Source organism: Dysgonomonas sp. Marseille-Q5470, from assembly GCF_951230145.1.
Classification (GTDB): domain Bacteria; phylum Bacteroidota; class Bacteroidia; order Bacteroidales; family Dysgonomonadaceae; genus Dysgonomonas.
On the sequence record NZ_CATNVE010000006.1, the window covers coordinates 148,083 to 171,505 of the forward strand.

At 35.9% G+C, this 23,423-nt stretch carries 25 protein-coding genes; 10 read left to right on the forward strand and 15 right to left on the reverse strand.

What is annotated here, in order from left to right; translation table 11 throughout:
* The first annotated feature begins 167 nt into the window (after positions 1–167).
* Complete coding sequence (locus tag QOX35_RS11565) at positions 168–1,502, forward strand: KamA family radical SAM protein (protein WP_283687027.1); 1,335 nt, start codon at positions 168–170, stop codon at positions 1,500–1,502.
* Between the two features lie 76 nt (positions 1,503–1,578).
* Here QOX35_RS11565 and arsM read toward each other — a convergent pair whose 3' ends face one another.
* The 8 genes from arsM to thiM form a co-directional block, all read right to left on the reverse strand.
* Positions 1,579–2,388: an arsenite methyltransferase gene (gene arsM / locus QOX35_RS11570; protein ID WP_283687028.1), complete on the reverse strand. Its 810-nt coding sequence runs from the start codon at positions 2,386–2,388 to the stop codon at positions 1,579–1,581.
* A 21-nt stretch (positions 2,389–2,409) separates the two neighbouring features.
* The gene (arsB, locus tag QOX35_RS11575; RefSeq protein ID WP_283687030.1) at positions 2,410–3,444 is read right to left on the reverse strand and encodes an ACR3 family arsenite efflux transporter; all 1,035 of its coding nucleotides are present in this window, start codon (positions 3,442–3,444) and stop codon (positions 2,410–2,412) included.
* On the reverse strand, positions 3,437–3,862 hold the full coding sequence (locus QOX35_RS11580; RefSeq protein WP_283687031.1) for an arsenate reductase ArsC: 426 nt from the start codon (positions 3,860–3,862) through the stop codon (positions 3,437–3,439). The genes arsB and QOX35_RS11580 overlap by 8 nt, the downstream gene beginning before the upstream one ends.
* Positions 3,863–3,929: 67 nt before the next feature.
* Positions 3,930–4,256: an ArsR/SmtB family transcription factor gene (locus tag QOX35_RS11585; RefSeq protein WP_283687032.1), complete on the reverse strand. Its 327-nt coding sequence runs from the start codon at positions 4,254–4,256 to the stop codon at positions 3,930–3,932.
* A gap of 129 nt (positions 4,257–4,385) precedes the next feature.
* Entirely contained in the window at positions 4,386–5,198 is an 813-nt protein-coding gene (gene thiD, locus QOX35_RS11590; RefSeq protein WP_283687033.1) for a bifunctional hydroxymethylpyrimidine kinase/phosphomethylpyrimidine kinase, read from the reverse strand.
* A 13-nt stretch (positions 5,199–5,211) separates the two neighbouring features.
* Positions 5,212–5,862 carry a TenA family protein gene (locus tag QOX35_RS11595; RefSeq protein WP_283687034.1) on the reverse strand — a complete coding sequence of 217 codons (651 nt, stop codon included), beginning with the start codon at positions 5,860–5,862 and terminating at the stop codon, positions 5,212–5,214.
* Complete coding sequence (gene thiE, locus QOX35_RS11600) at positions 5,849–6,505, reverse strand: thiamine phosphate synthase (protein WP_283687035.1); 657 nt, start codon at positions 6,503–6,505, stop codon at positions 5,849–5,851. The genes QOX35_RS11595 and thiE overlap by 14 nt, the downstream gene beginning before the upstream one ends.
* Complete coding sequence (gene thiM / locus QOX35_RS11605; RefSeq protein WP_283687036.1) at positions 6,502–7,296, reverse strand: hydroxyethylthiazole kinase; 795 nt, start codon at positions 7,294–7,296, stop codon at positions 6,502–6,504. The genes thiE and thiM overlap by 4 nt, the downstream gene beginning before the upstream one ends.
* A 387-nt stretch (positions 7,297–7,683) precedes the next feature.
* Between thiM and QOX35_RS11610 the strand changes: the two genes are divergently transcribed.
* Genes QOX35_RS11610 through QOX35_RS11635 form a run of 6 tightly spaced genes read left to right on the forward strand, consistent with a single transcriptional unit; the run spans position 7,684 to position 9,521 of the window.
* The gene (locus QOX35_RS11610) at positions 7,684–7,887 is read left to right on the forward strand and encodes a DUF6132 family protein (RefSeq protein WP_135104298.1); all 204 of its coding nucleotides are present in this window, start codon (positions 7,684–7,686) and stop codon (positions 7,885–7,887) included.
* Positions 7,888–7,900: 13 nt separating this feature from the next.
* A complete protein-coding gene (locus QOX35_RS11615; RefSeq protein WP_283687037.1) occupies positions 7,901–8,203 on the forward strand; it encodes a rhodanese-like domain-containing protein in 303 nt (100 codons plus the stop codon).
* An 8-nt stretch (positions 8,204–8,211) separates the two neighbouring features.
* Entirely contained in the window at positions 8,212–8,448 is a 237-nt protein-coding gene (locus QOX35_RS11620; RefSeq protein ID WP_283687038.1) for a hypothetical protein, read from the forward strand.
* Between the two features lie 2 nt (positions 8,449–8,450).
* Positions 8,451–8,921: a thioredoxin gene (gene trxA / locus QOX35_RS11625; RefSeq protein ID WP_283687039.1), complete on the forward strand. Its 471-nt coding sequence runs from the start codon at positions 8,451–8,453 to the stop codon at positions 8,919–8,921.
* Positions 8,922–8,945: 24 nt separating this feature from the next.
* Positions 8,946–9,323, forward strand: a complete 378-nt coding sequence (locus QOX35_RS11630) for a MarR family transcriptional regulator (protein ID WP_135104302.1) — start codon at positions 8,946–8,948, stop codon at positions 9,321–9,323.
* A gap of 9 nt (positions 9,324–9,332) precedes the next feature.
* The gene (locus QOX35_RS11635; protein WP_283687040.1) at positions 9,333–9,521 is read left to right on the forward strand and encodes a heavy-metal-associated domain-containing protein; all 189 of its coding nucleotides are present in this window, start codon (positions 9,333–9,335) and stop codon (positions 9,519–9,521) included.
* A gap of 51 nt (positions 9,522–9,572) precedes the next feature.
* Here QOX35_RS11635 and QOX35_RS11640 read toward each other — a convergent pair whose 3' ends face one another.
* The 7 genes from QOX35_RS11640 to QOX35_RS11670 all read right to left on the reverse strand — a co-directional run bounded on the left by QOX35_RS11640 (position 9,573) and on the right by QOX35_RS11670 (position 17,321).
* Positions 9,573–10,190, reverse strand: a complete 618-nt coding sequence (locus QOX35_RS11640; protein ID WP_283687041.1) for a class I SAM-dependent methyltransferase — start codon at positions 10,188–10,190, stop codon at positions 9,573–9,575.
* A 16-nt stretch (positions 10,191–10,206) separates the two neighbouring features.
* Positions 10,207–11,121: a phospholipase A gene (locus QOX35_RS11645; RefSeq protein WP_283687042.1), complete on the reverse strand. Its 915-nt coding sequence runs from the start codon at positions 11,119–11,121 to the stop codon at positions 10,207–10,209.
* 65 nt (positions 11,122–11,186) lie between these two features.
* On the reverse strand, positions 11,187–11,375 hold the full coding sequence (locus tag QOX35_RS11650; RefSeq protein ID WP_283687043.1) for a YgaP family membrane protein: 189 nt from the start codon (positions 11,373–11,375) through the stop codon (positions 11,187–11,189).
* 2 nt (positions 11,376–11,377) lie between these two features.
* Positions 11,378–11,689 carry a hypothetical protein gene (locus QOX35_RS11655; RefSeq protein ID WP_283687044.1) on the reverse strand — a complete coding sequence of 104 codons (312 nt, stop codon included), beginning with the start codon at positions 11,687–11,689 and terminating at the stop codon, positions 11,378–11,380.
* Between the two features lie 2 nt (positions 11,690–11,691).
* Entirely contained in the window at positions 11,692–14,904 is a 3,213-nt protein-coding gene (locus tag QOX35_RS11660) for an efflux RND transporter permease subunit (RefSeq protein WP_283687045.1), read from the reverse strand.
* Between the two features lie 4 nt (positions 14,905–14,908).
* A complete protein-coding gene (locus QOX35_RS11665; RefSeq protein WP_283687046.1) occupies positions 14,909–15,991 on the reverse strand; it encodes an efflux RND transporter periplasmic adaptor subunit in 1,083 nt (360 codons plus the stop codon).
* 22 nt (positions 15,992–16,013) lie between these two features.
* Complete coding sequence (locus QOX35_RS11670; RefSeq protein WP_283687047.1) at positions 16,014–17,321, reverse strand: TolC family protein; 1,308 nt, start codon at positions 17,319–17,321, stop codon at positions 16,014–16,016.
* Positions 17,322–17,626: 305 nt separating this feature from the next.
* On the opposite strand from QOX35_RS11670, the gene susR reads away from it, so the two are divergent.
* The 3 genes from susR to QOX35_RS11685 all read left to right on the forward strand — a co-directional run bounded on the left by susR (position 17,627) and on the right by QOX35_RS11685 (position 23,422).
* On the forward strand, positions 17,627–19,225 hold the full coding sequence (gene susR, locus QOX35_RS11675; protein ID WP_283687048.1) for a SusR family glycan utilization regulator: 1,599 nt from the start codon (positions 17,627–17,629) through the stop codon (positions 19,223–19,225).
* A gap of 256 nt (positions 19,226–19,481) precedes the next feature.
* Positions 19,482–20,867, forward strand: coding sequence for an SGNH/GDSL hydrolase family protein (locus tag QOX35_RS11680; protein WP_283687049.1), 1,386 nt, complete (start codon positions 19,482–19,484; stop codon positions 20,865–20,867).
* 14 nt (positions 20,868–20,881) lie between these two features.
* Entirely contained in the window at positions 20,882–23,422 is a 2,541-nt protein-coding gene (locus QOX35_RS11685) for a glycoside hydrolase family 38 C-terminal domain-containing protein (protein ID WP_283687050.1), read from the forward strand.
* The last annotated feature ends 1 nt before the right edge of the window (position 23,423 follow it).

Consider the following 23,423-nt stretch of genomic DNA (forward strand, 5'->3'; position numbering starts at 1 on the left):
AATTTTTGAGTCTTGTCTAGTTTAGCTTAATTATTATTTAAGCTTGTCTCTTTGCCTCTTAACTGATTGTTATTATTCAGCTAGCGACATTTATGTCTCTGCAATATATATTAAATGGCCTACGCTTAGATTATCAATAAGTGTAGCTTAAAAAACTTAACTATAATATGAATAAATCCCGAAATCAACTAAAAACGTTCACATTACACAATTATCAATCTATACCTCAAATAGCCAATATTCCAAAGGAGTTTGTGAAGGATATTGAAGTTGTAGGAAGAGTGCTACCATTCAAAACAAATAATTATGTAATAGATGAATTGATAGATTGGGATAATATCGACACTGATCCGATATTTACATTAAATTTTCCAAGAAAAGGAATGCTTGATAAAAAGCATTATGCTATAGTTGAACAGCTACTAGATGACAATGTCGAAAAATCTATTATTGAAGATAAAATACACAAAATCCGCCTTTCTTTGAACCCAAATCCTGCGGGGCAGGAGCACAATGTACCATCTTTAGGAGAAGTAAAGCTCAAAGGTATTCAACACAAATACCCCGAAACTGTATTGTTCTTTCCCAGCCAGGGACAAACCTGCCATGCTTATTGTACATTTTGTTTTAGGTGGCCTCAATTCTCAGGTATGAGCGAATTGAAATTTGCAATGAAAGAAGTTGATCTGTTACTTAAGTATTTGCGAGTTCATAAAGAGGTTACAGATGTTTTGTTTACGGGTGGAGATCCAATGGTAATGAATGCTGCTATTCTCGGTAGTTACATCAAACCATTATTGACATCCGATTTTGATCATATCCGTTCTATCCGTATTGGAACAAAGTCATTAGCCTACTGGCCATATAGATACCTTACTGATTTTGATAGTGATGATGTTATCCGTTTATTTGAAGAAATTAACAAATCTGGGAAGAACTTATCTATTCAGGCACACTTTAACCATCCAAGAGAGCTTTCTACTGATGCTGTTAAACAAGCGATTTTACGAATAAAGAATACCGGTGCACAGATACGGACGCAATCACCTCTACTAAAGCATATCAATGATAAGCCTGAAATATGGGCGCGGATGTGGCGTAATCAAGTTGATTTGGGCTGTATCCCTTATTATATGTTTATAGCACGAGATACAGGATCAAAGCAATACTTTGAACTTCCACTCGAAAGATGTTGGAATATCTTTCGCCGAGCATATCAGCAAGTGAGTGGTCTGTGCCGGACGGTAAGAGGACCGAGTATGAGTGATCATGCCGGGAAGATACAGGTATTAGGTGTACAGGAAATTAAAGGAGAAAAGCTGTTTGTTCTTCGTTTTATTCAGGGACGTAATCCTAAATGGGTACATATTCCGTTTTTTGCTGAATATGATTCTAAAGCAACTTGGTTTAATCAGCTTAAACCGGCATTCGGTGAAGACAAATTCTTCTTTGAAGAAGACCGTCATAAACTTATCGATACGAAACCGTTTCTGTTTGAGTAATAAATAACGTTATAGAAAAATATAAATTTGATAGCTTAGGCCACCTTATGATGGCTTAAGCTATTCATAAATTTTATTATTTTACTCCTGTTACAGTAATCGAATAAATACCGACATTTCCTTTTTTATATTTATCAATTGTCGATTCATCGAGATGTTCCTGTAAGACATCATCAGGAATGATTACCGTTTTTGTACGTTCTATTTTAATATTAGTAAAATTAGCTTTTTCAATCTCACCTAAATAATCGTCTTTTTGTATGGCACTGGCTATACAGCCTGCATACATAGAAGCATTATCCGTAAACTCTTTTGGAAATAAACCATTTAGCACCACATCGGAAATACAGAAATGGCCTCCATGTTTCAATACCCGATATATTTCTTTAAATATCTTATCCTTTTCAGGTAACAAATTCAAAACACAATTACTGACTACCACATCTATGGAATTATCGGGCAAAGGCATATGTTCTATATCTCCCTCAATAAATTCAACATTGGTATATCCTCTTTTCGTTGCATTCTTTCGCGCTTTCTCTATCATTTGTGGAGAAAAGTCAATGCCGATTACTCTCCCTGTTTCTCCGACTTCTGCTCGGGCTATAAAACAGTCGTTGCCCGCACCTGAGCCCAAATCTAAAACGGTATTACCCTCTTTAATACCTGCATACTCAGTAGGTAATCCACAGCCTACACCCAAATCCGCATCGGCTTCATATCCTTTAAGTCCGCTGTAGTCTTCGCTCATGATTGTAAAGACTTTTTTTGAAGGAGTTGCAGGGTTCGTTCCACAGCAGCAACTTGATTTTAGAGCATTACTATTCAATGCTAGTTCGCTATACCTTTGTTTTACTAAAGCTTTCTTATCTTCGTTCGTGTTCATAATGAAAGTATTGTAGTTATTTTATTTATAGTATTTCTTCTTTAACCAAAAAGCAATGTTCACTAAAAGTATGAGTACAGGTACTTCAACCAATGGCCCGACTACTCCAGCAAAGGCTTGCCCGCTATGTAAGCCGAAGACTCCAATAGCAACTGCAATAGCCAATTCAAAATTATTGCCCGTAGCAGTAAATGCTATCGAAGCATTTTTATCGTAAGATGCTCCCATTAATTTTCCTGCAAAGAAGCTGAGGAAGAACATGACTACGAAATAAATCAATAACGGTATGGCTATACGTATCATATCCAATGGTATTTGTACGATCAGTTCCCCTTTGAGACTAAACATTAATACAATGGTAAATAGTAAGGCGATCAAAGTAATGGGAGAGATTGTCGGGATAAACTTTTCTTTATACCATTGTTCTCCTTTGATTTTAACTAATATCAAACGGCTTAGAATGCCTATCAGAAAAGGAATACCTAAATAAATAGCGACTGTTTCAGCAATGGTTTCTATGGATATATCAACAATTACTCCTTCGAAGCCAAATAACGGAGGTAGCTTTGTTACAAATAACCAAGCATAAAAACTATAAAAGAATACCTGAAAGATACTGTTTAATGCAACCAATCCTGCACCATATTCGGTATTGCCTTCTGCCAAGTCATTCCATACAAGCACCATCGCTATACACCGTGCAAGACCTATCAGAATAACCCCAACCATGTATTCGGGATAATCGTGTAAAAAAAGAATGGCCAGTAAGAACATTAAGACAGGCCCGATAATCCAATTAAGAATTAAGGAAATAGATAATATTTTAATATTGGAAAATACTTTCGGTAGTTGTTTATAATCTACTTTTGCCAGTGGCGGGTACATCATCAGAATAAGACCGATTGCCAAAGGAATGTTTGTTGTACCGTTCGACATAGAATCTATGTAGCTGCTGAAGGTGGGTATAAAATACCCCAATCCTATACCGATAGATATCGCAAGGAAAATCCAAAGCGTTAAGTTTTTATCTAAGAAATTCATCTTCCTTTTACTCATGACCTTTTATTTTATCAATATATAATTCGTAAAATATTTTTTTGATTTCATCCCGTACCCTGATATACTCGGATTGAATAAATTCAGGTGTTCCTGTAGCTTCGGAGGGATCATCAAAACCAATATGTAAGCGGTTCTTTACTTTTCCTAAGAATGTTGGGCAGCTTTCTTTTGCACCTCCGCAAACAGTAATCACATAATCCCACTCATCATTCATGTATTTGTCTACACTATCGGATGTATGGTGCGAAATATCTATTCCTGCGTCATACATGACTTCTATAGCCTTTAGGTTTACTTTTCCGCTAGCTTTTGTCCCTGCCGAGTAGACAGCAAGAGACGGATCGAATGATTGTAAAAAGCCATGTGCCATTTGACTGCGACAACTGTTGCCAGTGCAAAGTATGAGTATTTTCATATTTTATATTTATTAGAAGTTAATCCGTTTGTTGTTCGTGAAAATACGAATATTGCAGGTGAGTTTTTTACTTCGCATTACAATTATCTTCATTGCGAATCTCTATGAAAAATGTTGAAAATAAACCTTTCGCTTTGTTCCAATTCTCCTTGTTGATGCAATATTTTACAGTAGGTAATGTGATTGTTCCTTGAATTAACCCTGCATCTTTTAGTTCGTTTAAATGCTGTGATAGCGTACTTTTGGCAATTGGTAATACCTCGGACATATCGCCATGATAGCAGCATGATTGATTGGCAAGCATTTCAAGGATAGCAATGCGAATAGGGTGTCCCAATGCTTTCGCAAAGCGTGCAAGTTGTTCCTGATCGGCTGTTAATTCTTTTTTTGGCATTGAATTAATATTTTTTATGTTCGCAAATATACGAATAATATTTTAATTCGTATATCTACGAACAATTCTTTTATGCCGATATCAATTTAATTCAGTAATTTTTTAATTTTTGAGTTTTAGAACCCTAAGTCATTGCCAAAAATTGAAAAAATGATGTACCGGGCCATGTCCTTTCCCTATTTTGTATTCTTCGCCGGCTAGTATAGCTTTATTTATATATTCCTTCGCTTTTATTATAGCATCGTTGAGCGAGATACCATGAGCTAGATAAGCCGCTATGGCAGACGAGAAAGTACAGCCTGTACCATGTGTGTTTTGTGTTTTAATTCGCTTAGAACTCAGATGTATAATTTCATCTGTTTCAGCGTTATAAAAAACGTCTACTAACTCATCATTTGTCAAATGTCCGGCTTTTAGAAGTACAGAAACAGATCTGTCAAAAGATAAATCTTTGATAACTAAAGGTAAATCCTCTTGTGTTTGTATTTTTTTTCCTAATAATATCTCCGCTTCGGGTATATTGGGTGTTATTACCCGCACAAAAGGAATAAGCTCATTCTTTAATGTTTCGATGGCTTCATCTTGCAGCAATTTATCGCCTGATGTAGCTACCATAACAGGGTCTAATACAATGTTTTTTATATTGTAATGCGATAATGTTTCTTTTACAGTACGTATAAGTTCAGAGGAATGTAGCATCCCTACTTTGATAGCATCCGCACCAATGTCGTCTAGTACAGATTTGATTTGTCCTGCTACAAATGGAACCGGAATAGGATGCACACCTGTTACACCAATCGTATTTTCGTCTACTACCGCCACTATTGCTGTTGCTCCATAACATCCGCAAGCAGAAAACGTTTTAAGGTCTGCCTGAATGCCGGCTCCTCCACTAGGGTCGCTGCCTGCTATGGATAGCACTCGCTTATATTGTTTTTTCATTTTCCTTTGCTGTTTAAATTATCCACTTTTCTTGTTTATATGCACTATCCCAAAACATCCATTCTAGTTTGGAACACATCACAAATGCATCGGTCATAGCTTGTTTTTGTGATTCGGTACATTGTGCTGCAGCCTCATCGCAAATAGCAATAGCTCTCGATACAGATTCTTCGAAACCATCTCCGCCGTAAGTATTTATCCAACTCTGATATGGATTATATCCTTCAGTTTGATTTTTTAATATGTAATCTCCCACTTTCTTATAAATCCAAAAACAAGGTAAAACAGCCGCTAATGCTACTTCTATAGGAGCATGGGCTAATTGTTTATGTAAGAATGATGTATATAACAAACAGGTAGGAGATGCTTCACTCTTTTCATCTTTTATATCTTGCAGAAAAGATTCATGCAATGCATTTTCTACATTTATACTGTCGCTGGCAAAGTTGACAAACGCAGTAGTATGTTCTGTTTTGTCCAGCTTTGAGGCTATACCTATCAATATCTTTCCGTATTCAGCGAGGTATAAGGCATCTTGTCTGATGTAGAATATAAATCGTTCTTTTGTTAACTTTCCGTTTATTAATTCTTTTATAAATGGTAACTCCAGTATCTTATCATAAACAGGTTTTGCGGAAACCCATGTTTCTTCACTCCACTTCATTTGATTCTTTATTTTTTGATTTAATTATAATTTCTAATAATTCCGATGCTGCTAGTCGAGGATTGTTAGCAGACATAATAGCTGATACGACGGAAATCCCATCTGCTCCGGCACGAATAATATCTTGTGTATTTGATTTATTAATTCCTCCTATACCCACACTCGGATGTTTCGATATTTGAGTTATATCACGTACTCCACTTAAGCCTAAAGCTTGTGCGGTATCGGTCTTGGTTAAAGTTCCGAAAACAGGGGATATACCAATGTAATCTATGTCCAACTTGTTGGCTTCAATAGCATCTTGTATATTCTCTACCGATAGACCAATAATTTTATTTTTGCCTAATATTTTACGTGCTATATGATATGGAATATCTTCTTGACCGATATGCAGTCCTTCAGCATCACAAGCTAGTGCAATATCCAATCTGTCGTTGATTATTAGAGGTACATTATACGGTTTCAGACATTTCTTTAATCTCAAGGCTTGGTCATAAAATTCTTTTGAAGAACATGTTTTTTCTCTCAATTGCACCATCGTTACACCACCTTTTACAGCTTCTTCCACAACAAGTTCTAATGGTCTGTCGAGGGATAATGAACGGTCGGTAACCAAATATAAGGTTAGATCAAAGTCTTTCATAGCCTGATGTTTTTTCTTATCACTTCTTCATTGATATTGAATAATGTATCGAGAAAGTTTACTTGTAAGCTTCCATTCCCTTGCGAGTGTGCAGCGGCAACTTCTCCACATATTCCCATCACCGACATCCCATGTGTAGCAGCTTCGAGCAGATTTTTATTTACTGCAGCAAAAGCTGCAACTATAGCTGTAGCTGTGCATCCCATCCCCGTGACTTTCGCCATCATTGGATTACCGTTTTTTACAGTTTCAACAGTTATGCCATCGGTTATATAATCAGTTTCGCCGCTGATTACAACTATTGCTTTTGTATTACAAGCCAATGTTTTTGCCGAATCTAATGCAGAGTCAGAAGCATTTGTACTATCTACGCCTTTGGTCTGGGCCTGAGTATCTGACAAGGCTATTATTTCCGAAGCATTACCCCGTATAATCGACGGTTTACATTCTTCTATCAATTGTTTAGATACTTTCGAGCGGTATGACGTGGCTCCGGCTCCAACCGGATCAAAGACAATCGGAGTAGATTTATTTAACGCTGTCTTCCCGGCTATAAGCATAGCCTCTACCCACAGAGCCTCTAATGTACCGATATTGATAACCAGTGATGATGCTATATTTGTCATCTTTGCTACTTCGTCCACAGAATGTGCCATTACAGGAGATGCACCTATAGCCAGTAAGGCATTGGCTGTATTGTTCATTACTACATAATTAGTTATATTATGTATAAGCGGTGATTGTTTTCGGATCAGATCCAGATCTCGTATAAGAGATTCGATATTTATCATAATTATTTATTTTATGTATAGATATTTTGTTTTTTTACAATAAAAAAAGCCGCTTCATATCTATGAAACGGCTTGATTAATACTCTATATATAGTATTATTAATATCTTTTATTCATTCCGTTTCCCTACGACGCCAATTACAGCATATCAGGTTCAAGGGTTTAATCTCAGCTCTTATAAAAAGAACACCCCTAACAGAGATAAAACAAATTTACATATAAATATTGACAATAAAGGGTATTCTTGCGACTCATTATGAACTAATCTTTATTTATTTGTTATTTAATGTTATTTATTAAATCTATATAAATTATTTCTTTCAGAATTATTTTCTAATGGAAATTATTTATTATCTTTGTAGCATCATAATATAAGAATAACTAGATATGCAAATTATAAAAAACAATTGGACATACCTTTTAGGTGCTCTCATCGGAGCAATAGGCGGATATATGTATTGGAGGTATATTGGCTGTAGTACCGGTACTTGTCCCATAACTTCATCACCTACTATCAGTACTCTATACGGAGTATTATTGGGTGGTTTATTCGGTGGAATATTTAAAAAGAATAAAGTAAAGAAACAGTAGTAAAATAAATAATATGGCAGGATTTCTTAGCAGATTTTTCGGACTAGAGGATAAGGCTGACTTTAAGGCACTCTTAGAGGATGGTGCTATCCTTTTAGATGTTCGTACAAAAGAAGAGTATAAACAAGGGGCGGCAATCAATTCAATCAATATTTCGTTAGATAGTTTAAGCAGTAATTTATCTAAACTGAAAAAAGATAAACCGATTATTGCTGTATGTGCGAGTGGCATGCGTAGCCGCAGTGCAGTAACACTTCTAAGAAATAAAGGTTTTCAGGAAGTATATAATGGTGGAAGTTGGTTTAATTTTAAATAAATAACAAAATGAATCACATATTGAAGAATTGGGGTTTTGCACGGATCGTTCGTTTGATATTGGGAATACTTATGGCTATCTATTCAATGATTTCGCAAAATTATATATTTCTGGTTTTTGGAGGATGGCTACTTTTTCAGGCAATTATGAATATTTCCTGTTGTGGTTCCGGAGAATGCTATACAGATACTAAGTACAAAGAAAATATTTATGGAGATCAGATAAAAAAATATAAACCGGATTAAAAATGAAATATACAATACTATTTTCATTCGTGGCATTATTGCTTATTTCTTGTAATAACAAGGCAGAAACAAAAAATCAAATAGAAGAAACAATTAAAAAAGAAAATAAAATGACAACAATACATTTAACAAAAGCTGAATTCTTATCAAAAGTTGCTAATTTTGAAACAAATCCTACTGAGTGGAAATATTTGGGGGATAAGCCGGCATTGATCGATTTCTATGCTGACTGGTGTGGCCCTTGTAAGGCTATAGCTCCGGTGTTGGAAGAATTGGCTGCAGAATACGGAGATCGTATATATATTTATGAGATAAATACGGAAACAGAGCCTGAACTTGCAGCTCTCTTCGGAATAAGAAGTATACCATCTTTACTCTTTGTTCCGATGAATGCACAACCTCAGATGGCTGCAGGAGCATTACCCAAGCAGCAATTAAAGGAAGCTATTGATAATCTTTTATTAAAAGAATAACAGTAAATATAAACTTAGACTAAAATGGCAGACAATATAAATAATTCGCAAGTAAAAACATTATGTCAGATCAGAGATGTGTATCGGGCGATTTATGACTTTGAACTAAATTTTCAACAATTATATGATCTTGGACTGAATGAAGGAATGCTGCTATGTTCGCTAAATACTCAAAAATATTCATCAAATGAGTTGGCGAGCGTATTGGGGCTGAGTAATTCGAATACATCAAAAGTGATAAAGTCGGTCGAAAAGAAAGGTCTTATCCGCCGTATTGTAGGTAAGGAAGACAAGCGTCAGATGTATTTTGCTTTGACTGATTTGGGCAAGAAAAAGCTTGAATCGATAAAATGTGCTGAGTTCGACATTCCCGAAACGCTAAAACCTGTAGTCAATTTATAATCGTAGCCTATGAAGACAATTATAAATGTAGAAAATATACAGTGTAGTAGCTGTGTGCGGTCTATAGGCAAAGAAATCGGTATTGTTCCCGGAGTATATGGTGTGAATGTGGATATTGCGAATAAAGCTATTGTTATCGATCACACAGAAGAAATCACAGAAAAAGAACTTCAGGAAAAATTTGAAAATATATATTGATCTATAAAGTAAACAGAGGCAACGGTAAATAACAACTGTTGCTTCTTTCTTTTATATCTTTTGCCCGATAAAGCGTATTACAGAGGCTTTTCCATTATGCCCTATACCTTCTGCCAATTCTACAGTGATCTCTTCCAATAAATCGATTTTTAAAGATTCAAAAATAGATAAAATCTCTTCCTTCGAATACATCATTTCCAGTTGAGGAGGACCTCCCACCAATGGATTTTGTTGCTGGTATTTTACATGCTCTTTGCTAAATCCTTCGATAATAATATACCCTCCAATTTTCAAAAAAGGTAATAATGATCTGTGATATCTTGCTTTTAACTGTTCCGGTAGGTGAACATAGGTAAGAGCGATTACATCATAAGAGTCTACAATATAATTTTCAGAGATGTCTTCGAAATCAATCACTTTGAATGAAATATCCACGCTATTCTTTTGAGCCAAACGCAAGGCTTTTCCTTTAGCTTGCTGGCTTTGGTCGAAAGCATCTACATTCCAACCCCTTGTCGCTGCATATACACCATTTCGTCCCTCTCCATCAGCCGGAAGAAGAATTTTTCCTATTGGAAGCGTATCGAGGATTTGCTTGAAAAATAGATTCGGGGTTTCTCCGTAGCGGTATTTTTCAATATTATAACTTTCGTCCCATTTATTATTCATAGTCATTCATTTTTTGTTAATATGCACTGAAGAAATCCGGTTTTATCGTAAATCCTATTCTTACCTGATTTGTATATTTCTTGTAATTTAGCAACCCTTCTCCATATCCTGCATAATAATCCAAAGTTAAGTATTGATTTGAATTTTTAGATACTCTAAATGATAAAGATGTATGTAAATTAGGGTTTATAACCTTATCTCGAGGGATTATATTAAGGCTAAACCACCATAAATTTTCCTTATCAATATAATTGACCGAAAAAATTCCATATCCTTTGTAGCGCAACAAATCTTTATTATTAACACCATCTACATAGGGTAGATATATTTGAGCTTTAGCCGATAATCGCATATTGTAAAAGTATTTAGCTGACAGATTTATATAGTTCCAACTACGGGAATCTTCTCCTGCTTTACCATTCGATTCGTGTTCCAAAGAAATCATCATTGCCCCTTTCAGTTTGTTGTCTTTTATCACATACCTACCTATGCCTATTCCCGGATTATAATTTGTATCGCTGAAAGGACTTGATTCATCGTAAATATCCCAAAATGATTTCTGAGAATAAGTAATGTATAAGAATGAGTTGAAAGGGAGTACACTTCTGGTAACTCTATGACGAATGCTAAATTGGAAAAATGCATCCGCTGTTTTGCGGGTTACCGATTTATTTAAAGGGATTCCGGTTACCATATAATTATCCTTATACACCGCAAAAGGAGCCTGCTTGTCTAGTACAGACCTTACAAGGTCTTCTGAAACTTCAATCGGTTTATGTTTCAATACATTTATTGACTGCATCTCATTCAGATAGTTATTCCGAAGTGAAATACTATCTACCTGTAAGATCGTATTTTCCTGTGAGTAGACCCTGGGGGTGTGTATAATGAGGATAAACAATACGATTATTATATAAAATATTGCTTTCATATCTAAAAAAGAGAGCAAAAGACGATTTAAGTGTTCGGTTTTGCTCTCTAGTTTAATTAATCAATTTACCGTTTAACATTCAGTTTATCGAGCAGGATTTCTAACGGACAAAATTTAGTGAACGAAGATTGTATAAGATTCACACCAACAAATGCAGGTAAGAACAGCCATCCGATAGAAACAAAATAAGCCAGAGAAATTCCTGTTAGTACCATTGTACCCGCTACTATTCGTATAATATATTCACGTTTCATAATCAAATCAGTTTAGAAAAATTCTCTACATCAAGGATAAATGCATGTACAGGAAAAGGATTTTTTGTCTCAATATTACAACTATCAATTTCTACGATAGCCTTGTCTGCTATTTCTTTTGTTACAAAGCTGAAAAGCATTATCGAATTAGTTTTTGCATTATTTCCATTCGCTGCAAACCAGCCCAAGTTTTCTTCCTTCTTTTTGTATCCGGTGATATTTGTTACACTAAACCGTTTTACTCCGGCATCATGGAGCAGGCTTCCCACCTGCTCCTGATATTCCTTTATACTTAATACAACTAATAGCTTCATAATCATTTTACTTTCTTTTTCAACATTTTGAAATACAATAACGGCACAACAATCAGTGTCAGCACAGTAGAGGTTATTGTTCCACCCATCAAAGAAATTGCCAGACCTTGAAAAATAGGATCGAATAGAATGACGATTGCCCCCAAAACTACGCCTCCGGCAGTCAGTATGATAGGCGTGGTGCGTACAGCTCCGGCTTCAATAACAGCTTGTTTTAATGGAATACCATCTTTGAGCCGTATGTCGATAAAGTCGATAAGCAGTACCGAGTTTCGTACCATAATTCCGGCTAAGGCAATAAATCCAATCATAGACGGGGCACTAAAGTAAGCTCCCATGATCCAGTGGCCGAAAACAATACCAATCAATGATAGAGGTATAGCAGCCAGCTGTACCAACGGCGTTATAAAGTTTTGAAACCATGCCACAATGAGTACATAAATAATAATTAATACAAATAAGAATGCTAATCCTAAATCACGGAACACCTCGTATGTTATTTGCCATTCTCCATCCCACTTTAAGGAAAAGTTGTCTTCATATTTTGGTTGCTTACTATATTCTTCAGATAAAGTGTATCCTTCAGGGAGTTTTACCTGAGATAACTTATCCGACACTTCCGAAATAGGATATATAGGGCTTTCTAAACTTCCTGCAACTTCGGTTAATATGTAAACTACACGTTTTTGATCTTTGCGATGAATGCTCTTTTCTTTTTCTCCTTTAGTGACCTTCACCAAATCGCTAACGGGAATTGCCATACCTTGTTGATTCACAACTTTCATGCTTAATACATCTTCTATGCTTGATTTCTCTTTTTCTGACAGTTGAAGTACAATACCTACTTGATTGACTGATGAAGGTTGGTGCAATATACCGACAGGCATACCCGATAGAGCCGCTCTCATATTCTGAACAACTTGTGCATTGGGGATTCCCAACTTCATCGCTTTGTCTTTATCCACCTCAAACTTATATTCAGTCTGAGCATCTTCTACCGACCAATCCACATCAACAACATTATCTGTCGCAGCTAGTATATCTTTCACTTGTTTGGCTACAGCTATTTGTTGATCATAGTCTGGACCATATATTTCGGCTGCAATTGTAGACATTACAGGAGGACCGGGAGGTACTTCCACTATTTTTACATTGGCATTGTATTTTTTGCCGATAGCTTGCAAATCGGCACGCACCGATGTCGCTATATCATGACTCTGTTCGCTACGTTCTCCTTTGTCAACAAGATTAACCTGTATATCAGCTACATTGTCACCCACGCGCATATCATAGTGGCGCACCAATCCATTGAAGCTGATAGGAGCAGAAGTTCCCACATAAGTTTGATAATTGGTTACTTTATCATTTCGGCTGATATATACAGCTAATTCTTTAGTTACGGCGGCAGTACGTTCTAAAGTCGTTCCCTCCGGCATATCTATTACCACTTGAAATTCATTCTTATTGTCGAAAGGCAACATTTTTACCGGAACAGATTTTGTATAAAACAACACAAACGATCCCAGTAAAACGACAGTTAAGCCAATCATAAATGTCCAGCGACGTTTTCTGTTTTCCAAAAACGGTGTTACTATTTTAGCATATAATTTGTATATTTTTGTTTCATGTAAATCCGTTTCTTTTTCTTCACTTTCGTGTCCTTCTCCTTTTCCTTTTTTCTCTTTATGTCTTAAGAATAAATAGCCGAAATATGGAGTCAACGTCAGAGCTACCAGTAAAGAGAAAATCATGGCTATAGATGCACCTATAGGCATCGGACTCATATATGGTCCCATCATTCCCGATACGAATGCCATGGGCAGTACGGCTGCGATAACAGTCAGCGTTGCCAAGATAGTCGGATTCCCTACCTCATTAATAGCATATAGCGCAGCTTGTAACGGTGGTAGTTTTTTCATCTTGAAGTGACGGTGCATATTCTCCGCAATCACAATGGAGTCATCCACAACAATACCTGTAACAAACACCAAAGCAAACAGTGTAATACGATTGAGTGTATATCCCAAGAAGTAATAAGCAAAAAGAGTGAGGGCAAATGTTACAGGCACGGAAAGAAATACCACCAAACCACCACGCCATCCCATAGCTATCATTACAAACAGGGTTACAACTATAATTGCAATAGATAAGTGGAACAGTAATTCGGATACTTTATGCGACGCAGTTTCTCCATAATTACGAGAGACTTCTACATTCAGATCCTTTGTAATGACATCTTTTTTCAGGTGATCTACTTTATCAATGACTACTTCTGCCAGCTTCATTGCATCAGCACCTTTTTTCTTAGCAATAGAAATAGTTACAGCCGAATAGTCGTCGGGCATGCCGGCTTTTTTATCGCCTGACGCAGCTCCATATCCAAACGAAACATATTGTTTGGGTACTTCAGGTCCATCTTCTACTTCTGCTATTTGATACAGGTAAACTGGCTGATTATCATTTGTTCCTACAATCAGATTCTTCACATCATCCACATTCGCAAAGAAATTGCCGGTTTGTACAGAGTAAACCATATCTCCTGTTACGATATTTCCGCTTTGCATCTGTGCATTATTTGCTTGCAGTGATTGGGCTATTGCTCCAAAGTCGAGCTTGCTTTGAGCCATCTTGTCTTTGTCGAGCATGACTTTCACTTGTCGGCTTTGTCCACCTACAATATTCACTTGTGCTACATCAGGTATTTTCTTTATCTCGTTGCTAACTACTTCTGCTACCTGGCGTATTTGGTAATCACCTATTTTATCACTCCAAAAAGTGAAAGCTAATGCAGGCACATCATCTATGGCTCGTGATTTTACCAATGGCATAGTAGCACCTTGTGGCATACGATCCATATTTTTCATCATTTCGTTGTAAAGTTTTACTAACGAACGTTCCACATCTTCGCCGACATAAAATTGTACGGTGAGCATACCCATGCCATTCATAGAAGTAGAATAAACATGCTCTACACCTTTGATATTCGATATGATTTTTTCGATAGGTTGTACAACACCTGATTCTACTTCCTGAGGTGTTGCTCCGGGATAACCAATCATGATGTCCGCCATAGGAACTTCAATCTGAGGTTCTTCTTCGCGGGGTATGAAATATATGCTGAACAGACCTAAGAGCATAAAAGCTAGCATGAGTAGGATACTCAATTTAGACTTGATAAACGCTCCGGCTATTTTTCCTGAAATTCCGTTTTCCATAATTTTATTTATTTACAGATACTTTTACTCCGTTATATAATTTGCCTTCGGCTTTGGATACAATTTTGTCGTTTTGGCTCAACCCCGAAAGAACTTCTACCTGATTGTCGATTGTCTTACCTAAACGTATCCAGCGAAGATTAGCTTGACTTTGGTTGTCTACCACATATACCCCTGTAAGCTGATCACGGTATACAATAGAGCTTTTGTCCAGCATGATTTTAGATGTAATATTCTCACCTGTTTTATTCGGTATCAATATATTTACATACATTCCCGGACGTATATTTTCTTTATCTTTTCTGTCAATAGCCAATTTCATAGAGTATTGTCCTCCTGTGCGGAATGCCGACGGACTGAGTTCGGATACTTTTCCATCGATCGTTATCCCTAATGATTTCAATTCCATCTTGGCTACATCGCCTACTTTTACATACTGTATATAGTTTTCGGGGATAGATGCTATAACCTGCAATTCACCATTCTGCTCAATCGTCAAAATAGGCATTCCCGGATTTGCCATACTCCCTTCGTCCACCATTTTTTGTGTTACGACTCCCGAAAATGGAGCGCGTATATTGGTGTATGAAAGCATCGCATTTACTTCGTTCATCTGTTGGCGAACCATTTGTACTTTGGCATTCATCGAAGTATTCTGCAAAGCTACATTTTCGAGTTCTTTATCTGATACACTGTTTTGGTTGCGTAGTGTTTTGAAACGCTCATAATCACGTTGGGCATTTTTTGCTGCTGCTTCAGCTTCGGTAATCATAGCTTGTACCTGAGCCTTTTTTGCCAGAATATCATCACTGCTTATAGATACGAGGAGTTGCCCTGATGTTACCTTGTCGCCTGGTTTTACATATATCTTGTTTATATATCCCATCATTCGGGTGCTGATATTAGCTGTTTGCTTGGCTGTGACCTCACCGCTAAGGTAAAATCCTTCGTTTGTAGATTGGCCCGGAGAGTAAGCTTCTACTTTTACTATAGTCTTATCTTTATCCTCTAACTTATCAGAAGAAGAGCAGGAGTAAAGAGTTGATATTCCCACTATTCCTAAAAATGCATTTCTTAAAGTTTTCATATCTATTTATAGGTTTTATTTGTTACTTAGTTTTTGATAAAAAATTGAGGTATGCATCCGTTATATTATACGACATAATAGATTGAGATAGCATAAGTTTTTGTTGAAAGAATTGAGCTTGTGCCATCAATAGATCTGTGGTACTCGCTAAACCTTCTCGGTGACGATTGGAGAGAATACGTAATGCTTCATCTGCTTGTTCCACGCTGGCCTTTTGCTTGTTGATCTCGATTTGGGAATCGTTCAGATCACGTTTGGTTTTATTTAGCTCTAGTTCTTCTTTTTTGATATGCAGGTTGATCTCTTCTTGCATTTTATCTCGTTCGAATTGTGCCGATTTCATCTTACTCCGGTTTTGATTGCCTGAAAATATTGTCCAGCTTAGATTTATACCAACGAGGTAAGAATCATTCCCAAATTTGAAAGCCTTCGAATCATTCAGGCTATATGAACCAAAAGCATTGATACGTGGTAGGAATGCCATCTTTGAGGATTTTACCATCATGTTTGTTGCATCTAAAGCTTTGTTTAGTGCCATGATATCGGAACGATAAGACGAAAGTTCTCTGTCTTGATATAGGCTTACATCTTGCAACAACGAATCTGTTGTATATACATCGTTACTTGTTTCCAATCCCATCAGAAGACGCAGTCCGTCTGAGGTATTCTGTATATTATTTTCGGCTTTTGCCAATGCTGTTTCAATTGTATTGACTTGCACTTGAGCATTCAGTACATCCGATTTCTGAACTAATCCTTGATTATAGAAATTGGAAACTGATTGATGTATTTGTTTCACATCTGATAACGATTTTTGAAGGATGTTTCGAGCCTGATACGACATTTGTAATTGAGTATATGCCTTTCGTACTTCAAATTCGATGTATTCTTTGGCTCGTTCCGTTTTATATTTGTAAACCTCTTCTTGAGATTTAGCTCCTTTGCGAGCATAGATCATATCCATATTCAACAATGGTAGCTTAGCCTCTACCTGAGCACTGTAATTTTGTCTTGCTCCGGGATTATTCAGTTTGGCAGGATCGAAGTCCATTGCAGTAACAGATTCTTGCTGCAATAGAAATCCGAAAGCATTTAGTGGGTTATTTGTACTTAAAGCGGTATATCCAACCGTCACTTGTGGAAGAAAAACGGCATCTGTTTGATGATAATTTGCATTCGCTACTTTTTCATCCAACTCAGATATTTTAACATTGTTGTTATTTTTCACTGCAATCTCTACTGCATCTTTTACCGAAATATGCCGGAGATTCTGCGCTTGCGTTAGAAAACTAACCAGAATAGCACTAATAATAATACTTGCCTTTTTCATTTTATATTTTAATATTATTTATATCAATAAAATATCTATTGGAAATAATATCCTTTAGAAATATATTGCAAAATAAAATATAATTTTCCAAAGAAACAAATTTCCAATGGAAAATATTTGGATGGGTATTATTTGAACTTTCAAATGGGGATATAAATCAAAAGAATTTATATTTTTATACATTATAAGTTTGTATATATAGATAACTAAAATTTTGTCTTACATCTATTTCTTCTAACTAATAGGGATTCTGAAAAAATCTTATTAGTTTTGTGTAGAAGATTTTCACCACTCTATATGCTTTTATGAGAGCTTTAATTTTTTTGCTTTGTTTTGTTCTGTCTTTGAATGCGTTTTCTGAAAATGAAATAGATTCTTTGTTAACAGTACTGGACAAAACAACACAGAACCGTTCGATATATATAGCCGAAAAGGAAGCTAAAATCAAAAGATTAATAGCTCAACTAGATAATCCGAAAACTCTGGGCGATGAATATAATATTAATGAAAGCATCATATCAGAATACAGATCTTTCCAGTGTGACTCTGCTATAAAGTATATAAATAAAAATATTATAATAGCCGAAAAATTAGGTAATAAAGAATATCTAAATCAGAATAAGTTAGATTTATCATTCATCTTGTGTATCTCAGGACTATTTACTCAGGCTTTGGAAACGCTTAAGGCAATTGAATATGATGAATTACCTATATATCTTAAGTTGTCGTATTGTTGGACATATATCAGGTATTACGAAAATTTAATTAAATACACAGATGACTCCCAATATGAGAGCTTTTATCTGAAAGAAAAGGAAAACTATCGCGAGAGACTTACATCTCTATTGAGCGAAGGCTCGGATATGTATAGTAAGGAAATGGCATTCAAACTTCAAGATGAAGGGCAATATAAAAAAGCCTGTGAGATTCTTCTCAATATATTTAACAAACAAGACTCTCCAACTCATGGATATGCTATGGATGCAATGAGTTTGGCTAAAATATATAAATATATGGGAAATAGCGCAATGGAAGAAAAGTATATGATTCTGGCAGCTATAACCGATACCCAGTTAGCAGTCAAGGAGAATGAGGCTCTCCTTGCTTTGGCTATTTATTTGTATGACAAAGGAGATATGAATAGGGCATATAATTATATAAGGATTGCTTTGGATGATGCAAATTTTTTTAATTCTCGTTTTAGAAATACAATTATAGCACGTGTGTATCCTATCATTGAAGATACTTATTTATATCGTATTGAGCAGCAAAAGCAGAATCTCAGAATTTATTCTATTCTCACAAGTTGCTTTGTTGTTGTGTTGGGTATTGTTTTATATTTTATTTACCGACAAATTAAGATTGTATCAAGAGCAAAGAAAAATCTGAAAGCTGCGAATGAACAATTAGCGAGTGTAAATAAGAAGCTAGACGAAGTTAGTTTGATAAAAGAGAGGTATATCGGTATTTTCATGAATCAATGTGCTATTTACATCGATAAGTTGGATGATTTTAGAAAAAATGTAAATAGAAAGATAAAAGCCGGACAGGTGGAAGAACTACTCAAGCAGACTTCATCTTCGCGCGATTTAGAAAAAGAGGTGGAAGATTTATACACAACCTTCGACAGAGCTTTTTTTAAGATATATCCCAATTTTGTAGAAGAGTTTAATAATCTGTTGAAAGAAGACGAACGTTACAGATTGGGAAAAAATCAGCTAAATACTGAATTACGTATTTTTGCACTTATCCGTCTTGGGATAAATGATATGGATCAAGTAGCTACATTTCTCCGTTACTCTATTCAAACCATCTACAATTATAAGAGTAAAGTAATAAGAAGTAAAGCGATCACGAGTGAAAATTTTGAAGATGAGGTGAAAAAAATAGGAAATTTATCATAAAAAAGCCTTCTAAAATACTTACCAAAACTCTATGTCTTTTTTTTTATATCTGTCTTATAAACAGTGTATACACGTTTTTATTCTGCCCAAAAAACCTACTTAAAAGCTTACTTACATAAACAAATAGGGTCTATCTGCTCATATATTTGCATATATAGTTTTTGAGGTATTTCATAACTATGAAAAATCTTTATTCTATATATGGCTAATAAGCCGCCATTAAAAGTTCAATCTATTTTTATTTTTAATCTAATACATGAAAATGAAAAATCTAATTCTATTTTATCTGCTCTTTTTGAGTGCATCCGTTACGATAGCTCAGGAAATAACTCCTTTCAAGAATGGCGACAGGGTTGTTTTTCTAGGTAATAGTATTACTGATGGAGGTCATTATCATTCATATATATGGCTTTATTATATGACACGCTTTCCTGAAATGAGATTAACTATTATGAATGCAGGAATAGGAGGGGATCAGGCTATAGACATGGTTCGGAGACTCGATGGAGACGTATTCAGTAAAAGACCAACCGTTCTCATTACAACTTTTGGTATGAATGATTCGGGATATCTTGAATACAATGGTGACCAGCCTGAAAAATTTGCAGATGAGAAAGTAAAAGCATCTTATGATGCTTATAAACAGATGGAGGCGAGATACAAGAATCTTGTTAATACTAAAATTGTATTGATGGGTAGCTCTCCTTACGATGAAACTGCAAAAATAGAAGGAAATACACCTTTTCGGAATAAAAATAAAGCGATGCTTCGAATTGTTGATTTTCAAAGAGAATCGGCAAAGGCTAATGGCTGGCAGTTTTTTGATCTTAATCAACCAATGATCGCACTTAATAGTCAGTTTCAGCAAAAAGATCCAACATTCACCCTTTGTGGAAAAGACCGTATTCATCCTGATAATGATGGACATATGGTTATGGCTTATCTGATATTGAAAGCTCAGGGATTTGCAGGTAAGGAAGTGGCTGAAATAAGTATAGATGCTCCCAATACTTCTATAATTTCTTCTTCAAATTGTGAAATAACAGATATTAAAAAGACTTCTACAGGTTTAAGTTTCAATTACCTAGCAAAAGCTTTACCATATCCTATGGACACGATTGCTCGGGGATGGGAACAGAAAAAGAGTCAGGCTGAAGCTATAAAAACAGTGCCTTTTATCGATGAGATGAATAAAGAGATGTTGACAGTGAAAGGGCTGAAGGGCAACTACTGTCTTCAGATAGACGGAGAAAATATAGGAACTTGGTCTTCTGCCGAATTTGCCAAAGGCATCAATCTGGCAACACTTAATACACCACAGTATAAACAAGCGCTAAAGGTTATGTTTTTGAATGAAGAGCGATGGGAGATAGAAAAACGCTTCCGTGAATATGCGTGGGTACAATTCAATTTTTTCTTGCCAAAAGGTATAACAGATCCTAATACTGAGGAAGCTGTTAAAATTCTGGATGAAAATAAAAGCTCGAATGTCTGGATAAATATTAGGCGTGACCTGTATAGCAAAGCAAGATATCCTGAAGTAAGAAAGGTATGGCAAGATGAGATGGACTTGCTTCTATCTACTATATATAATATAAATACGCCTATTAAGAGAATAATAACCTTAGTGAAAGTTAAATAAGCGATTGTGTGATTATGTTGAAAACAGGCGTTGTTACTATCCTTGCAGTTTTTTCTTTTTATGGTAATCTTTTTTCGCAGCAGAAGGCATATTTTGTAGACGGCTATCATGGTGGAGTTTACGGGCATTATCCGGTTTGGGTTACTCAATTTATGGTCGATAAGCTTACCGAGCATCCCGACTGGCAGCTCGGACTCGAAATAGAACCTGAGACATGGGATACTGTAAAAGTAAAAGACCCCGTAGCCTATAATAATTTTAAAAATATTGCGACAGATAAAAGAGTCGAATTTACAAATCCGGCTTATGCTCAACCTTATTGTTACAATATATCAGGGGAAAGTATTATACGCCAGTTTGAATATGGTATAAAAAAGATACACCAACATTTTCCCGATGTTGCTTTCACTACTTATTCGGTAGAGGAACCTTGTTTCACAAGTAGCCTCCCTCAGATATTAAGATTGTTTGGTTTCAAATATGCAGTGTTGAAATGCCCTAATACCTGTTGGGGCGGATATACTGCCCCTTATGGAGGGCAGTTGGTGAACTGGATCGGTACTGATGGAACTGCTATACTCACAGTGCCTCGTTATGCCAGTGAAGAACTTGAAGATAATTCGACATGGCAGACCAAAGCATGGAATAATTCCGAAGCATATCTTGAGACTTCTTTCAATCAAGGCATAGAAAATCCAGTTGGGATGTGTTATCAGGATGCCGGATGGAAAAATGGTCCCTGGTTAGGCTATGGAGCAAATGTCAAAAATAAATCTATATATACTACTTGGAGAAATTATTTCGAGAATATTTCGGACAAAAAAACGAATAATAATTATTACTTCTCACAAGAAGATATACATGTAAATCTTATGTGGGGCAGTCAGGTGCTACAGAAAATTGCTCAAGAAGTTCGTGTTTCGGAGAATAAAATAATAATGGCTGAGAAAATGGCAGCTATGGCAAATCTTGATAATAAATATAATCCTGCTCAGGAGAGAATCGATGAAGCTTGGCGTACACTGATGATGGCACAGCATCATGATTCGTGGATAGTGCCTTACAACCGTCTGAAAAAAGATCGTACATGGGCTCAGGAAATCACTCTGTGGACAAATAATACGAATGAAATATCCGAAAAAGTGATTGACGAAGCTGTCGATTCTTACAATACAAGTATTAGTCGGAATACTGAAAATAGGGCATATATCAGAGTATATAATACTCTAGGTGTAAAACGTACTGAGCTCGTTAAAGCGCTAATTCCTTCTAATAAGGAAGGGGAAGTTGTGGTATATAATTCAAAAAATGAACTATTATCATCTTATTCTCAACAGATAGGAGATTCCTCTTACATATCCTTTCAGGCAGAAGTTCCGGCTTTCGGTTATGCTACATTTCTTGTTTCGCATAAAAAGGTTGTGATCAATAAGAAAACTTCTGTACACGTTGATACCGATGGAAATTATATCCTCGAAAGCAATATGTATAGGATAACTCTAAATCCTTCCAAAGGAGGTACAATCAAAAGCCTTATAGCAAAAATGGAAGATAGTAAAGAATATGTAGATAAAGATAACGAATTCAATTTTGGGGAACTCAGAGGACATTTCTATGACGAAAATAAATTTTATTCGACAACCGATGCTCGGGCAAAAATAACAGTATTAGAGGATAATTTCCTTCGCACAAGCGTCAAAATAGAAGGCGAAATAGCCTCACATCCTTTTGTTCAGATAATAACATTAACCAACGGGCAAAAGCGTATAGACTTTGATCTGACCGTTAATTGGAAAAATAATGTTGGGATAGGGGAGTACAAGCAGGGACTAAATTGGCGAGATAACAGACGAGCTTTTACTGACGACAGATTTAAGTTGAATGTACTGTTTCCTGTAGCCCTGTCTTTTTCCACTCTATATAAAAATGCCCCATTTGATGTATGTGAAAGTAAACTCGAAAATACTTTTTTCAATACATGGGACGGAATTAAACATAACATTATACTGAATTGGGTAGACCTTGTACAAAAAGATCAGAAATATGGATTTGCTATATTTTCTGACCATACCACTTCCTATTCACATGGAAAAGATTTTCCACTAGCACTCACAGCCCAATATTCGGGTATTGGTTTATGGGGACCCGATTATAAAATTACCCATCCTTTGAAGATGAAATATGCAATAGTTCCACACAGCGGAAAATGGGATCAAGCGAATATATCGATAGAAAATAATAAATGGAATGAACCTCTAATAACATCTTCTCATAAAAATATACCGTTGGCTGATAAATCATTTATAAATATAGACAAGTCCGGCTATGAAATAAGTGCTTTTAAAGTCAAGGATGACAATATTCTAATTCGTTTATTCAATGCAGAAGGAGACGGATCGATAAGAAGAATTGCATTCGGATTTCCGGTTGCTGATATAAAAGAAGTTGATTTAAACGGAAATGCTATTTCAAAAAAGGTAATAGATAAAAACAAAGTATCTATATCTATGCCTCGTTTCGGTCTAAAAACATTATTACTAAAGAAAGCAAACTAAA